The sequence below is a fragment of the Psychrobacillus sp. BM2 genome (assembly GCF_048572895.1).
GTDB lineage: Bacteria > Bacillota > Bacilli > Bacillales_A > Planococcaceae > Psychrobacillus.
The window spans coordinates 3,215,232-3,229,044 of record NZ_CP183878.1 but is presented as its reverse complement, the minus strand read 5'-3'; the positions used below and the strand labels follow the sequence as shown (position 1 = coordinate 3,229,044).

The 13,813-nt window shown below is 38.9% G+C and carries 10 protein-coding genes; all 10 read left to right on the top strand.

The window, feature by feature from the left end; all coding sequences use genetic code 11:
• Positions 1-8 precede the first annotated feature (8 nt).
• The 10 genes from purM to ligA all read left to right on the top strand — a co-directional run bounded on the left by purM (position 9) and on the right by ligA (position 13,802).
• Entirely contained in the window at positions 9-1,064 is a 1,056-nt protein-coding gene (purM, locus tag ACN6MX_RS15890; RefSeq protein WP_419959810.1) for a phosphoribosylformylglycinamidine cyclo-ligase, read from the top strand.
• Positions 1,064-1,648 (top strand): phosphoribosylglycinamide formyltransferase, encoded by a 585-nt coding sequence (purN, locus tag ACN6MX_RS15885; RefSeq protein WP_419959809.1) that lies wholly within the window; start codon positions 1,064-1,066, stop codon positions 1,646-1,648. The genes purM and purN overlap by 1 nt, the downstream gene beginning before the upstream one ends.
• A gap of 710 nt (positions 1,649-2,358) precedes the next feature.
• The gene (purH, locus tag ACN6MX_RS15880) at positions 2,359-3,894 is read left to right on the top strand and encodes a bifunctional phosphoribosylaminoimidazolecarboxamide formyltransferase/IMP cyclohydrolase (protein ID WP_419962646.1); all 1,536 of its coding nucleotides are present in this window, start codon (positions 2,359-2,361) and stop codon (positions 3,892-3,894) included.
• 14 nt (positions 3,895-3,908) lie between these two features.
• Positions 3,909-5,168, top strand: coding sequence for a phosphoribosylamine--glycine ligase (gene purD / locus ACN6MX_RS15875; RefSeq protein ID WP_419959808.1), 1,260 nt, complete (start codon positions 3,909-3,911; stop codon positions 5,166-5,168).
• A gap of 319 nt (positions 5,169-5,487) precedes the next feature.
• Positions 5,488-7,218 (top strand): adenine deaminase C-terminal domain-containing protein, encoded by a 1,731-nt coding sequence (locus ACN6MX_RS15870; protein WP_419959807.1) that lies wholly within the window; start codon positions 5,488-5,490, stop codon positions 7,216-7,218.
• Positions 7,219-7,231: 13 nt separating this feature from the next.
• Positions 7,232-8,290, top strand: coding sequence for a DUF3048 domain-containing protein (locus tag ACN6MX_RS15865; protein ID WP_419959806.1), 1,059 nt, complete (start codon positions 7,232-7,234; stop codon positions 8,288-8,290).
• Between the two features lie 82 nt (positions 8,291-8,372).
• Positions 8,373-8,693 (top strand): YerC/YecD family TrpR-related protein, encoded by a 321-nt coding sequence (locus ACN6MX_RS15860; RefSeq protein WP_419959805.1) that lies wholly within the window; start codon positions 8,373-8,375, stop codon positions 8,691-8,693.
• A 112-nt stretch (positions 8,694-8,805) separates the two neighbouring features.
• Positions 8,806-9,495, top strand: coding sequence for a heptaprenylglyceryl phosphate synthase (locus ACN6MX_RS15855; RefSeq protein WP_419959804.1), 690 nt, complete (start codon positions 8,806-8,808; stop codon positions 9,493-9,495).
• Positions 9,496-9,548: 53 nt separating this feature from the next.
• Positions 9,549-11,777: a DNA helicase PcrA gene (gene pcrA / locus ACN6MX_RS15850; protein WP_419959803.1), complete on the top strand. Its 2,229-nt coding sequence runs from the start codon at positions 9,549-9,551 to the stop codon at positions 11,775-11,777.
• Between the two features lie 21 nt (positions 11,778-11,798).
• Positions 11,799-13,802: an NAD-dependent DNA ligase LigA gene (ligA, locus tag ACN6MX_RS15845; protein ID WP_419959802.1), complete on the top strand. Its 2,004-nt coding sequence runs from the start codon at positions 11,799-11,801 to the stop codon at positions 13,800-13,802.
• Positions 13,803-13,813: the final 11 nt, after the last annotated feature.

The window sequence follows — 13,813 nt, the reverse complement described above, 5'->3', positions numbered from 1 at the left end:
GATTTTACATGTCAAAAGCATATGAAAAAGCAGGCGTGAATATTGAGGCAGGATATGAAGCCGTGCAAAGAATGAAATCACATGTCGAGCGTACAGCTAGAAAAGGAATCATGGGTACTTTCGGTGGTTTCGGTGGAATGTTCGATTTATCTTCATTGAATTATAAAGAACCTGTGTTGGTATCGGGAACAGACGGTGTTGGAACAAAACTGAAGCTTGCATTTATGACTGATTCACACGATACAATCGGTGTAGATTGTGTGGCAATGTGTGTCAATGATATCGTTGCACAAGGGGCAGAGCCTCTATTTTTCCTAGATTACGTAGCAGTTGGTAAAGCTGTTCCTGAACGAATTGAACAAATTGTTAAAGGTGTAGCAGATGGCTGTGTGCAATCGGGAGCAGCATTAATCGGTGGAGAAACAGCAGAAATGCCAGGTCTATATGAGGAAGATGAATATGATCTCGCTGGATTTGCAGTTGGTGCTTGCGAAAAATCAAAAATCGTAACAGGTGAAAATATTACTGAAGGTGATGTGCTCGTAGGTATTGCTTCAAGCGGTGTTCACTCGAACGGATATTCACTTGTGCGCAAAATTGTATTCGAAGAGCAAGATTACTCACCAAAGGATGTTATAGAAGGATATGAAGCTTTAGGTGAGATTGGTAAGGCACTTTTAACACCTACGAAAATTTATGCGAAGCCAGTGATGGAAATGCATCAAGAGCTTTCTATCCACGGAATGGCACATGTTACAGGGGGAGGTTTCTACGAAAATCTACCACGTATGATGCCTGATGGTCTAGCCGTTGAAGTTGAACTTGGTTCATGGGAAGTGCTGCCTGTATTTGATTTGTTAAAGGAAAAAGGCGAGCTAGCGGACCGTGATTTATATAATGTATTTAATATGGGAATTGGTTTTGTACTAGCACTTTCTGCAGAACAAGCGGAAAAAGCAATTGAAATTGCGGAAGCTCATGGAGAAAAAGCATTTACAATTGGTCGTGTTGTGAAAGGTGAAGGTGTTATCTTCAACGGAACACATGACGGGAGCTTAGTGTAATGACCGGAGTAACGAAATTTGCTGTGTTTGCATCAGGGAGTGGCACTAATTTTCAAGCTATTTATGATGCAGTGCAAGTAGGAAACCTTGCTGGAGAAGTAGTATTGGTAGTTACTGATATGCCAGGTGCTTTTGTAGTAGAGCGTGCTGAGAAAGCGGGCATCGATATACTTGCTATTAAGCCTGCTAGTTTTCCTTCGAAGGCAGCATATGAACAAGTAATTTTAGAAAAACTTCGTGAGCTAGATGTAGAGTGGATTGTGCTAGCTGGATATATGCGATTAATCGGTGATGTTTTATTAGAAGCATTTCCGAATCGAATTATTAACATCCACCCTTCGTTGCTTCCCGCATTTCCGGGGAAAGATGCCATTGGACAAGCAATGGGGCACGGAGTGAAGGTAACCGGAGTAACGGTTCACTATGTGGACGCAGGAATGGACACGGGAAATATAATTGCGCAGCAAGCAGTAGAGGTAGTGGAAGGCAATAGAGAACAAACAGAAGAACGTATCCATGCAGTAGAGCATGCGTTGTATACGAAGGCTTTACAGCAGTTGTTTGAAAATAAATTAATTGATTAATTAATACTGTTGATTTTCGTTTCAGGCGGACGCTTTCCGCGGGCAGTCGCTAAGCCTCCTCAACTTGCTAGCGCAAGTCTGCGAGGTCTTAGCCTGACTGCTATTCCCGCTGGAGTCGCCGCCTTCCACTTCAATCAATAAATTGAGTAGAAACTAACTTTAAAATTTGGCCACGGTTATTGGAAAAGAGATAGCTTGTTTAACCATTTTTACGCTGTTATGTGTAAACTTAACATTTGCTTGGAATAGGATCATTACTAAATTGTAATGGTTATTCTAAATTCTATTAACCTTTTGGTCATTCATGAAGGGTAATTTATACTTATCTGCAGTCTCTAGGATGTGCGCCTTACACGCCGCAAGAGCACGAAGAATGAGACTTCAAAAAGGATGAAAGAGCGTAGCGACTCATCCTTGAAGGCTCATGAGTAGTGTGCGGCAGCGCACAACCGTATAGAATAGTTATCTCTATAGAGATGTTTTATTGGTATCCCTGCTTACTTGCTTTAAATACAATTTTACTTGCTAAACTCTATAAGTTACTTGCGATTACTCTACGGTTACTTCCTCTCAAGTAGAGCTTACTTGCGAAAAGGAAAATATATCTATTTACATGCTGTGTAGCAGCCTTGAAAGCAAATACGGCAGCTATTAAGTTCAAATCTCAACAATGAACACAACTAGAACTACCAATTTAAGGAGGAATTATGGTGTCAAAACGTGCGTTAATTAGTCTTTCAGATAAATCAGGAATTCTCGAGTTTGCAAAAGAGTTGGAACTACTTGGCTATGAAATTTTATCGACCGGTGGAACAAAAGCATTTTTGGAACAAAATGGCGTGGCTATTACCTCGGTAGACCAAGTAACAAACTTTCCAGAAATTTTGGATGGTCGAGTAAAAACATTAAATCCAATGATACATGGTGGTTTATTGGCAAAGCATGACGACCCTTCACACCAAGCACAACTAGAAGAACATCAAATAACTCCTATTCAAGTAGTATGTGTAAACCTGTATCCATTCCGTGAAACAATTTCTAAGCAAGATGTAGCATTTGAAGATGCTATCGAGAATATTGATATCGGTGGTCCATCAATGCTTCGTTCTGCTGCGAAAAATCATCAGTACGTAACAGTTGTAACAGATGCTTCTGATTATGATGAAGTGCTTGCTCAGTTAAAAGAGACTGGTGAGACGACACTTGAAACACGCCGCAAACTTGCTGCAAAAGTGTTCCGTCACACCGCAGCATACGATGCGTTGATCGCTGGTTATATGACTGATCTAACTGGTGAAGAGTTTCCAGAATTATTGACACTTACATATGAACGTAAACAATCTTTGCGCTATGGTGAAAATCCTCATCAACAAGCAGCATTTTACAAACGTCCGCTTGGATCCGATTTCTCGATTGCTTCTGCCACTCAATTGCATGGTAAAGAACTTTCATATAACAATATTCAGGATGCCAATGCAGCTATTCAAATCGTAAAAGAATTCAAGCTTCCTGCTGCAGTAGCGGTAAAACATATGAACCCTTGTGGTGTTGGGACAGGTGAAACTATCTCGGATGCTTTCAACAAAGCCTATGAAGCAGATTCGACGTCTATTTTCGGAGGAATCGTTGCATTAAACCGTGAAGTAGATGCAGCAACTGCAAAAGTATTAGCGGGTATTTTCTTAGAAATTATCATTGCTCCTTCATTCTCAGACGAGGCAATTGCAATGCTAACAGCGAAGAAAAACATTCGTCTTCTGACTATTTCTTATGAGCAAACGAAAAAGGATGCTTGGAATACAGTATCGGTAGAAGGTGGATTACTAGTTCAATCTCCTGATACATTCGGATTAAAGGATGCAGATGTGAAAGTCGTTACGGACCGCGAACCAACTGCAGAAGAATGGAAAGCATTAGAGCTTGGTTGGAGCGTAGTTAAACACGTAAAATCAAATGCAATTGTAGTAGCTACAGAAGATATGACAATAGGTGTTGGAGCAGGACAAATGAACCGCGTAGGCTCAGCTAAAATTGCTCTAGAGCAAGCGGGACAACGTGCAACAGGAGCTGGTCTTGCTTCGGATGCATTCTTCCCGATGAACGATACAGTGGAGGTAGCTGCTAAAGCAGGCATCACGGCTATTATTCAAACAGGAGGATCAGTGAAAGACCAGGATTCTATCGACAAAGCAAATGAATATGGCATTGCAATGGTATTCACTGGCGTGCGCCATTTCAAACACTAAGGAGGAATTGCTAGATGAATATTCTCGTAATTGGTAGTGGTGGCCGTGAGCATGCGATCGCCAAGCAATTCATGGATTCTCCATCAGTTGAAAATGTATTTGTGGCTCCTGGTAATGACGGTATGTCGAGGGATGTTCAAATTGTTTCTATTGATGCATTGGCTTTTGAGGAATTGGCAACCTTTGCAAAGGATCATAAAATCGACCTAACATTTGTTGGACCGGAGCAACCACTGGCAGCTGGCATTGTAGATTATTTTAAAGCAGAAGGGTTACGCATATTTGGACCAACAAAAGCTGCCGCTCAGATTGAAGGTAGTAAGGCATTTGCAAAAGAAATTATGGAAAAATATAATATTCCAACTGCAGCTTATGAAACATTTACGGAAGTAGATAAAGCAAAAGCGTATATTGAAAAACTAGGTGCCCCAATCGTTGTGAAAGCAGATGGGCTTGCAGCTGGTAAAGGTGTCGTAGTTGCCATGACTGTAGATGAAGCAAACCAAGCTGTGGAAGACATGATTGGAAATCAATTATACGGAGAATCCTCATCACGCGTAGTCATTGAGGAGTATTTAGACGGTGAAGAATTCTCCTTTATGTCATTTGTACATAAAGGTCAAATTTACCCAATGGTCATTGCACAGGATCATAAGCGTGCCTATGAGGGCGATAAAGGACCAAATACAGGCGGAATGGGCGCATACTCACCAGTTCCCCAAATTTCTCCGGATATTGTGGATACAGCCTATGAAACTGTTGTTGTTCCGACTGTGAAAGCTATGACAGAAGAAGGAATCTCTTTCACTGGTATTCTTTATGCAGGACTTATTTTGACAAACGCGGGACCAAAAGTGATTGAATTCAACGCACGTTTTGGAGACCCAGAGACGCAAGTAGTATTACCACGTATGACTAGTGATTTTGGAGAATTCATGATAGCCTTGATGGATGAAAAACCGTTTGAATTAACATGGTCAAATGAAGCAATGCTTGGAGTTGTAATTGCATCAGAAGGCTATCCAGTAGATGTGAAAAAAGGTGCTAAGCTACCAAAATTAAGTTCATTAACCGATTCTGGTATGCACGTTTTCCACGCTGGTACAAAAGCAAATGGCGAGGACTTTATCGCTAGCGGTGGACGTGTAATCCTAGTAGCTGCAAGCGAGTCTACTTTAAAAGAAGCGCAACAAAAAGTATATGAAGGCTTAGCTGACTTAGAATGGGAAGGTCTATTTTTCCGTAAAGATATTGGTTGGCGTACATTTCAATAGTGGATGAACAGGCAAAGAAAAACGATATGTTTTTCTTGCCTGTTTTTATGGGGTGGATTCTAAGTTCCTGTTTCCAAATATTCCATTAAGATTTCCTTAAAATTCAAATTCAATACTTTGCTTTACTAAAGTACTATGCTAATATTACTTTTATGAGAGTCAATTTCATTATTACTGATAGCAATAAATATAACTTGATTTTACATACGATTTTTCACTGGTACAAAGTGGAAAATCAATGTTATTAGGATTTCACTACAAAATACTCTATTTTGAAATTTGATTTATGAGTAAACAAAAAGAAAGGAGAATGGATAGTATGCAATATCCCATTTGGAAAATTGAAGAAATAAGGCATCAAATTGATGTGGTCAATGGAACGCGGTCTCCGGACATTGTTATTACTAATGCAACATTTCTGCATAGTCATTTAAAGAAATGGATTACAGGAAACATTTGGATTGTGAAAGATCGAATTGTTTATACAGGTTCTGAAATGCCATTAGTTTCTGAACAAACAGAGGTATATGATGCAACAGGTCAAAAAATAGTACCTGGTTATATCGAACCTCATGTACATCCATTCCAACTTTATAATCCACAAACATTCGCAGACTATGCTGCTCAATTAGGAACAACAACATTTATCGCAGATAACTTAACATTTTTCTTGATGCTTGAAAATAAGAAAGCGTTTTCATTAATAGATGAACTTGAAGAAATGCCATTTTCTTTTTATTGGTGGGCACGTTTTGATTCTCAAACAGAGTTAGAGAATGAAGAAGAATTGTTTACTTCCAAAACGGTAGGAGAATGGATTAATCGTCCTGATGTCATTATGGGTGGTGAGCTAACTGGATGGCCGCGTTTGCTTTCTGGTGATGATCAAATGCTTTATTGGATGCAGCAAGCCAAGACAAACGGTATGAAAATTGAAGGTCATTTTCCAGGAGCTTCTGAGCGTACACTTGCAAGGATGCGATTATTAGGTGCAGATGGAGATCATGAGGCGATGACCATTGAAGAAGTAGAACGGCGTATTCTTCATGGGTATGCGGTAACACTCCGTCATTCGTCGATACGTCCTGATCTTCCTCAACTTCTAAAAGATATTTTAGAAAAGGATCTTCATATTTTTGATCATTTAATGATGACGACAGATGGAGCTACACCTTCTTTTCATGTGGATGGAGTCATGGATAAATGTATTCAAGTCGCACTAGATGCAGGTGTAAAACCGATTGATGCATATTTAATGGCATCCTTTAATGTGGCGAAATACTATAATTTGTCTAATTTGCATGGCGTGATTGCAACGGGACGTTTTGCAAACCTCAATTTCTTAAAGGATGAGCAAAGTCCTGTCCCATTAAGTGTGTTATCCAAAGGAGTTTGGTTGAAAAAAGAGCAACAAAAAACAAGGGCACTAGAGCCAATTGATTGGTCATCCATGCCAGACCTAAACCTGTCATTTGATGTATCTGAAGCCGATTTTCAGTTCTCGATGCCGTTTGGGATAGAAATGGTAAATGACGTCATTACCAAACCATATTCCATCTCATTCGATACAAACGATATCGAGCTATCAAAAGATCACGACGAAAGTTTTCTATTGTTAATAGATCGTAAAGGAAAATGGAAGGTTTCCACACTTATTAAAGGTTTCGCCACTTCACTTATGGGCTTCGCCTCTTCGTATTCCAATACAGGAGATATTATTTTAATCGGCAAGAACAAGAAAAGTATGCAGCAAGCCTTCCGCGAAGTCAAAAAAATGAATGGTGGAATTGTCATTGTAGAGGATGAACAAGTCATTTGTTCTCTTGGACTCCCAATAGGTGGGGTACTTTCTAATAAGTCAGTGGAAGAACTAATAGAAGAGGAGCTAGTATTAAAGAGAGAACTAGCTACTAGAGGATTTAAGCATGGGGATGCGATTTACACATTATTATTTCTTCAAGCGACACACTTGCCATACGTAAGGATTACGCAAAGAGGAATTTTTGATGTAATGAAAAAACAAGTATTATTTCCAGCATTAATGAGATAGGGGGACGTAGGTTGTGTTCAAACAATGGGGGATTTTAGTAGCCGCAAGTTTACTTCTTGTAGCTTGTTCCAATAAAGCGGAAGGACAAGAAGAAGTAAAACCAGTAGAAGAGATAATAGAAGATATTGTGGAAGAAGTAGAAGTGCCAGAAGAGGAAGCAGTGCTACCGTATATTGCACCTTTCACTGGAATTGGCATGGAAAAAGAATTGACACAAAGACCTGTACTAGTCACTATAAATAATCACCCACTTGCACGTCCACAGTCGGGAATTGCAAAAGCGGATGTCATTTACGAAATGTTAGCAGAAGGCAATGTGACAAGATTTTTAGCAGTGTATCAAAGTGAGATTCCAGAAAAACTTGGTCCTGTTAGAAGTGCTAGAGATTACTTTGTGAACATCGCCAAAGGGTTGGACGCATTTTATATTGCACATGGATATAGTCCAGATGCTCAAAAAATGCTGAGTTCAGGAGTAGTTGATAACATAAATGGAATGCAATACGACGGTATATTATTTGAGCGATCGAGTGAGCGGAAAGCTCCTCATAATTCGTATATTTCAAAGGATAATATTTTAGCAGGTGCAGAAAAAGTAGGAGCTTCGATGGAAATTAGTAAAATACCGAAGTTCTCTTTCTTTGACTCTTATGAAGGTATAAAAATTGGTAATCCTGTATCTAGCTTTTCTATCCATTACGGCTCGGGCCCCTCTTTTGAAAATAAGTATACGTATATTTCCGAAGAAGGTATCTATGAGAGAGAGACCGCTGGAGTTCTAACAATAGATAAAGAGACAGATGAAACTATTAAAATTGCAAATATAATATGCATGGAAATGCCTCATAAAGTTATTGATAGTTCTGGCCGACTTCAGTTATCTTTAAATGATGGTGGAAGAGCTTATATTTTTCAAGCGGGTATTATGAAGGAAATAGAATGGGAAAATATCGATGGAATCCTCATGCCGATGGAAAATGGAGTTCCTGCCAAACTAGTACCTGGACAGACCTGGATCAGTTTTATACCAACAAGTCCTGGATTAGAGAAAATGGTAACTTATTTACCCTAACTCCTAGATGCCTATATGAGATAAGTGAAAATGCAGAGACGAAATAACATAGCCGATTTGAAGAAAGAGGAGGATGACCGCAATGCAAATTGAAAAAATAAAAGGCAATCAAACGGAACAACTATTTAAAGCGGTATTAGAATTAAAAGATATGGAAGAATGCTATCGATTTTTTGATGACCTATGTACGATAAGTGAAATTCAATCCTTGGCACAGCGGTTTGAGGTAGCCCACTTATTACGCTTGAAGAAAACTTATGAATCTATTAAAAAAGAAACTGGGGCAAGTACTGCAACAATTTCACGTGTAAGACGTGCATATGACTATGGAAATGGTACTTACGATGAAATGTTAGGGCGTCTATACCCAGATGAAAATCCTGTACCAATTATAAAAGAGTAGGAAGAAAAATATAAGTTTTCAAAATATGTAACAACATGAACTGAACAGCGATGTCTGTTCAGTTTTTTTGTTATAATAAATAGATGTTAACTAATTAGATGTAGGTGAAAAAATGGAATATAAAGATTGGCGACATATATTTAAGTTAGATCCAGCAAAAGCTATAGATGCAGAAGCTCTTGAAAAAATATGCGAATCTGGTACAGATGCGATAATCATCGGAGGATCAGATAATGTGACGCTTGACAATGTGATAGATTTGCTAATGCGTATAAGAAGATATGCAGTTCCTGTGGCGTTAGAAGTATCTACGATTGAATCTATTACACCAGGATTCGATTATTATTTTATACCGAGTGTGTTAAATAGTTCTGAAACGAAGTGGGTAAAGGATTTACATCATGCAGCTACTAAGGAATTTGGAGAGGTTATGAATTGGGATGAAATTATCCCAGAGGGGTATTGTATTTTAAATCCTAATTGTAAAGCGGCAAAACTGACGAATGCAGTGGAACCGGGCAGTGAAGAAGATATCATAGCATATGCGGAAATGGTCGAGCATTTGTTTAAATTTCCTGTCTTTTACATGGAATATAGCGGAATGTATGGCGATGTACAAACAGTGAAAAAAGTGAAGAATCGTTTAAAAAACACAAAGCTATTTTATGGTGGAGGTATTCAAACAGAGGAGCATGCAAGACAAATGGCTACCTATGCGGATACAATCATTGTGGGTAATCATGTCTATGACAACTTGGCAGAAGCGTTAATGACAGTTCAAGCTGTAAAGAACATTGAGTAAATAATGAAATTACGATATGATAGAACAAATGTTCTAAAGAAGGGAAGTGCACTATGGAAATCATCGCGAAAAACTTATTGAATGGTATGAATAAAGAACAAGAAGAAGCCGTGAAGACAACAGAAGGTCCACTTCTTATTATGGCAGGTGCAGGTTCTGGGAAAACGCGTGTATTAACGCATAGAATCGCATACTTGATCGTCGAAAAGGAAGTATATCCATCGAAAATTTTAGCGATTACCTTTACAAACAAAGCAGCAAGAGAGATGCGGGAGCGTATAGATGGTTTATTGGGACCAGGAACTGGAGAAAGAATGTGGGTATCTACATTTCACTCTATGTGCGTACGTATTTTAAGAAGAGATATTGATCGAATTGGGTACACAAAAAACTTTTCGATACTAGATACAAGTGACCAATTGACGGTTATTAAAAATGTACTAAAAGAACAAAATATTGATTCGAAACAATATGATCCTCGCTCGATGCTAAATGCCATCAGCGGTGCCAAAAATATTTGTATAGATTCGGATACTTATCGTGCACAGATGAATGAGATGAATCCTTTTGAAAAGACAGTTGCAAATGTGTATCAAAGCTATCAAAAAAAATTGAGAAAGAACCAATCCCTCGATTTTGATGATTTAATCATGCTGACATTGACATTGTTCAAACGAGTTCCTGATGTACTTGAATTTTACCAAAACAAATTCCAATATATCCATGTAGATGAATATCAGGATACGAACAAAGCACAGTATGAATTAGTGCAGCTGCTCGCTAAAAAATTCAAAAATATTTGTGTCGTTGGTGACTCGGATCAATCGATTTATCGCTGGCGTGGAGCAGATATTCAGAATATCCTGTCGTTTGAAAAGGATTACCCAAATGCAAAAGCAATCATGTTAGAACAAAACTATCGATCTTCCGGGCGAATCTTACAGGCGGCAAATAACGTCATTGGTAATAACACGAGTAGATACCCGAAGGTTTTACGAACGGAAAACCTAGAGGGAGAAAAAATCGAGTTATTTCGTGCGATGAATGAGCATCAGGAAGCACAATACGTCGTTCATAAAATTCAAGAATTGATGGAATTAGAAAATCGTACATTAAATGATTTTGCTATTTTGTATCGTACGAATGCCCAATCTCGTGTGATGGAGGAAGTACTTGTTAAGTCGAATATGGCTTATACAATCGTTGGCGGTACAAAGTTCTATGACCGTAAAGAGATCAAAGACTTACTTGCTTACTTACGTCTAATAGCAAATAACGATGATGACTTATCACTAGCTCGAATCATTAATGAGCCTAAACGAAATATTGGAGCAACTTCTTTTGAACGTATGGCGCTCTATGCACTGGACCAGGACCGCTCGATTTTAGAAGCATTAAACGAAGTCGACTTTATGGGGATACCAGCTCGTGCTGTAAATTCTGTTATTCAATTCCAAGGGTTGATCAATAACTTGACTCAAATGCAGGGGTTTTTGTCTGTCACAGAAATTGTCGAGCAGGTGCTTGATAAAACAGGCTACCGCACGATGCTTAAAAATGAAAAGACAATTGAAGCGGAAAGTCGCTTAGAAAATATTGAAGAGTTTCTATCTGTAACGAAAGCATTTGAGAAACAAAGTGAGGACAAGTCATTAGTGGCCTTTTTAACTGATTTGGCACTTATCTCCGATATAGATAAATTGGATGAAGATGAAGATATATCTAAAGGAAATATTATCTTAATGACGATGCATGCGGCAAAAGGCTTGGAATTCCCAGTAGTATTTATCATTGGGATGGAAGAAAATATCTTTCCACATTCACGATCACTTGGTGATGACGATGAAATGGAAGAGGAACGACGCCTGGCCTACGTGGGAATCACACGAGCAGAAGAAAGACTTGTAATTACCTGTGCACAGTCTCGAACTATATTTGGTCGTGGCAGTTTTAATAGCCCATCTCGTTTTATCAAAGAAATTTCAGATGATATTTTAGAGGTCGTTGGTTGGACTAAAGACATTGGCAAAAATCCAGAAAGACATGCAAAAGCTATTGGTAATACTCGTAAAGCAGTAGTTACTCGTCCGGCTTATAACGAGTCTGGTGGGGAAAAAATGGGCTGGCAAGTTGGAGACAAAGCGACTCATAAAAAATGGGGCGAAGGTATGGTTGTCAGTGTTCGTGGCGAAGGTGAGAATACCGAGTTAGATATTGCATTTCCAAGTCCAACAGGCATTAAACGTCTGCTTGCTAAATTTGCCCCAATCGAAAAAGTATAATCATAACAGGAGGAACCCTGGATGGATCAGTTAGAACAACGAGTACAAGAGCTACACAAACTGTTAAATGTTTATGGACACGCCTATTATGTATTAGACGATCCTATTGTTCCTGATGCCGTATACGATCAATATTTGCATGAGCTAATCGCTTTGGAGGAACAAAATCCAGATTTAATATTACCGGATTCCCCTACTCAGCGAGTTGGTTCCATTGTAAGTGAAGGCTTTAAAAAAGTGACTCATGCAAATCCTATGCTTAGTCTCTCTAATGCATTCAATGAAGAGGATTTACGTGATTTTGATAAACGTATTAAAGGTATTATCGATGAATCACCAACGTATGTATGCGAACTGAAAATTGATGGACTTGCAATTTCCCTATTATATGAGGATGGTCTTTTAGTAAGAGGGGCTACCCGTGGGGATGGTACGATTGGTGAGGATATAACCAGTAATATTAAAACCATTCGTTCTATTCCAATGCGCTTAAAAGAAAAAGTAACCATGGAGGCAAGAGGAGAAGCATATATGCCAAAGTCTTCTTTCGCAAAGCTAAATGAAGAGCGCACAGCACAAGGTGAGGTATTATTCGCCAATCCTCGTAATGCAGCAGCGGGCTCATTACGTCAGCTCGACCCTAAAATAACAGCTAGTAGAAATTTATCAATGTTTGTCTATGGCATGGGTGGCGACGGTGAGGAACAGAATATAGACAACCATCTGGATGCGCTAGGCTTTATGAAGAAACTAGGATTACCGACAAATAAAGAAACTCAAAAATGTATATCGATTGAAGAAGTACTTAGCTTTATAGAAGAGTGGACAGGAAAAAGACATGATATTCCATATGAAATTGATGGAATTGTTATAAAAGTAAATGACTATGCTCAGCAAGAAGAGTTAGGATTTACTGCAAAGAGTCCACGATTTGCGATAGCGTATAAATTTCCTGCAGAGGAAGTTGTCACGAAAATTATCGATATTGACTTAACAGTTGGTCGTACAGGTGTTGTCACTCCAACTGCTATTTTGGAGCCAGCACAAGTAGCAGGATCTACTGTACAACGTGCTACACTTCATAACGAGGATTTAATCCGTGAAAAGGATATAAGGATCGGTGATCATGTTATCATTCGAAAAGCGGGAGATATTATTCCTGAAGTGGTATCAGTTATTATGGAGGAGAGAAAAGGCACAGAAGTACCATACGAAATGCCAACTAATTGTCCGGTTTGTGAGAGTGAATTAGTCAGAATCGAAGAAGAAGTCGCACTTCGTTGTGTAAATCCACAATGTCCCGCTCAAATCCAAGAAGGTATTTACCACTTCGCCTCTCGCAATGCGATGAATATTGATGGACTTGGCGAAAAAGTAGTAGAACAGTTATTTAGAGAACAACTCATCAAAGATATTTCGGATTTATATACATTGACAGTGGATGATCTAGTAAAGCTGGAGCGTATGGGACTAAAATCTGCAACTAACTTAGTGGAAGCAATAGAAGCGTCAAAAGCAAACTCTATGGAACGAGTATTATTTGGACTTGGAGTTCGTCATATTGGGGAAAAAGCTGCAAAAATACTTTCGGAGAATTTTCATAGCTTTGAAACGTTGATGAAAGCAACAAGAGAAGAGCTTATAGCCATTTTTGAAATTGGTGACAAAATGGCAGATTCATTAGTGACCTATTTTGAGCAGGAAGAAGTCCAGTTATTGATTGGTCGATTAATAGAGGCAGGTTTGACGCTACAGTATACTGGTAGAATTATTGATGCAGCTGTAATGGAAAATAGTCCATTTGCGGGTAAAACAGTTGTGTTAACAGGAAAACTTATACAACTTACTCGGACTGAAGCAAAAGAAAAGATTGAGTCATTAGGTGGCAAAGTTGCTGGAAGTGTCAGTAAAAAAACAGATTTGGTCATTGCTGGAGAAGAAGCAGGATCTAAACTTGAAAAAGCAACAAGCCTTGGTATTGAGGTTTGGGATGAACAAAAATTATTAGACTCCATAGTGGAGTAAGGGAGTGGCGA

Excerpts from the sequence above, each read along its gene's own strand:
- purD (WP_419959808.1), top strand. The coding sequence starts at position 3,909 with ATGAATATTCTCGTAATTGGTAGTGGTGGCCGTGAGCATGCGATCGCC.
- ACN6MX_RS15860 (WP_419959805.1), top strand. The coding sequence starts at position 8,373 with ATGCAAATTGAAAAAATAAAAGGCAATCAAACGGAACAACTATTTAAA.
- purN (WP_419959809.1), top strand. The coding sequence starts at position 1,064 with ATGACCGGAGTAACGAAATTTGCTGTGTTTGCATCAGGGAGTGGCACT.
- ACN6MX_RS15870 (WP_419959807.1), top strand. The coding sequence starts at position 5,488 with ATGCAATATCCCATTTGGAAAATTGAAGAAATAAGGCATCAAATTGAT.
- pcrA (WP_419959803.1), top strand. The coding sequence starts at position 9,549 with ATGGAAATCATCGCGAAAAACTTATTGAATGGTATGAATAAAGAACAA.
- ligA (WP_419959802.1), top strand. The coding sequence starts at position 11,799 with ATGGATCAGTTAGAACAACGAGTACAAGAGCTACACAAACTGTTAAAT.
- ACN6MX_RS15855 (WP_419959804.1), top strand. The coding sequence starts at position 8,806 with ATGGAATATAAAGATTGGCGACATATATTTAAGTTAGATCCAGCAAAA.
- purM (WP_419959810.1), top strand. The coding sequence starts at position 9 with ATGTCAAAAGCATATGAAAAAGCAGGCGTGAATATTGAGGCAGGATAT.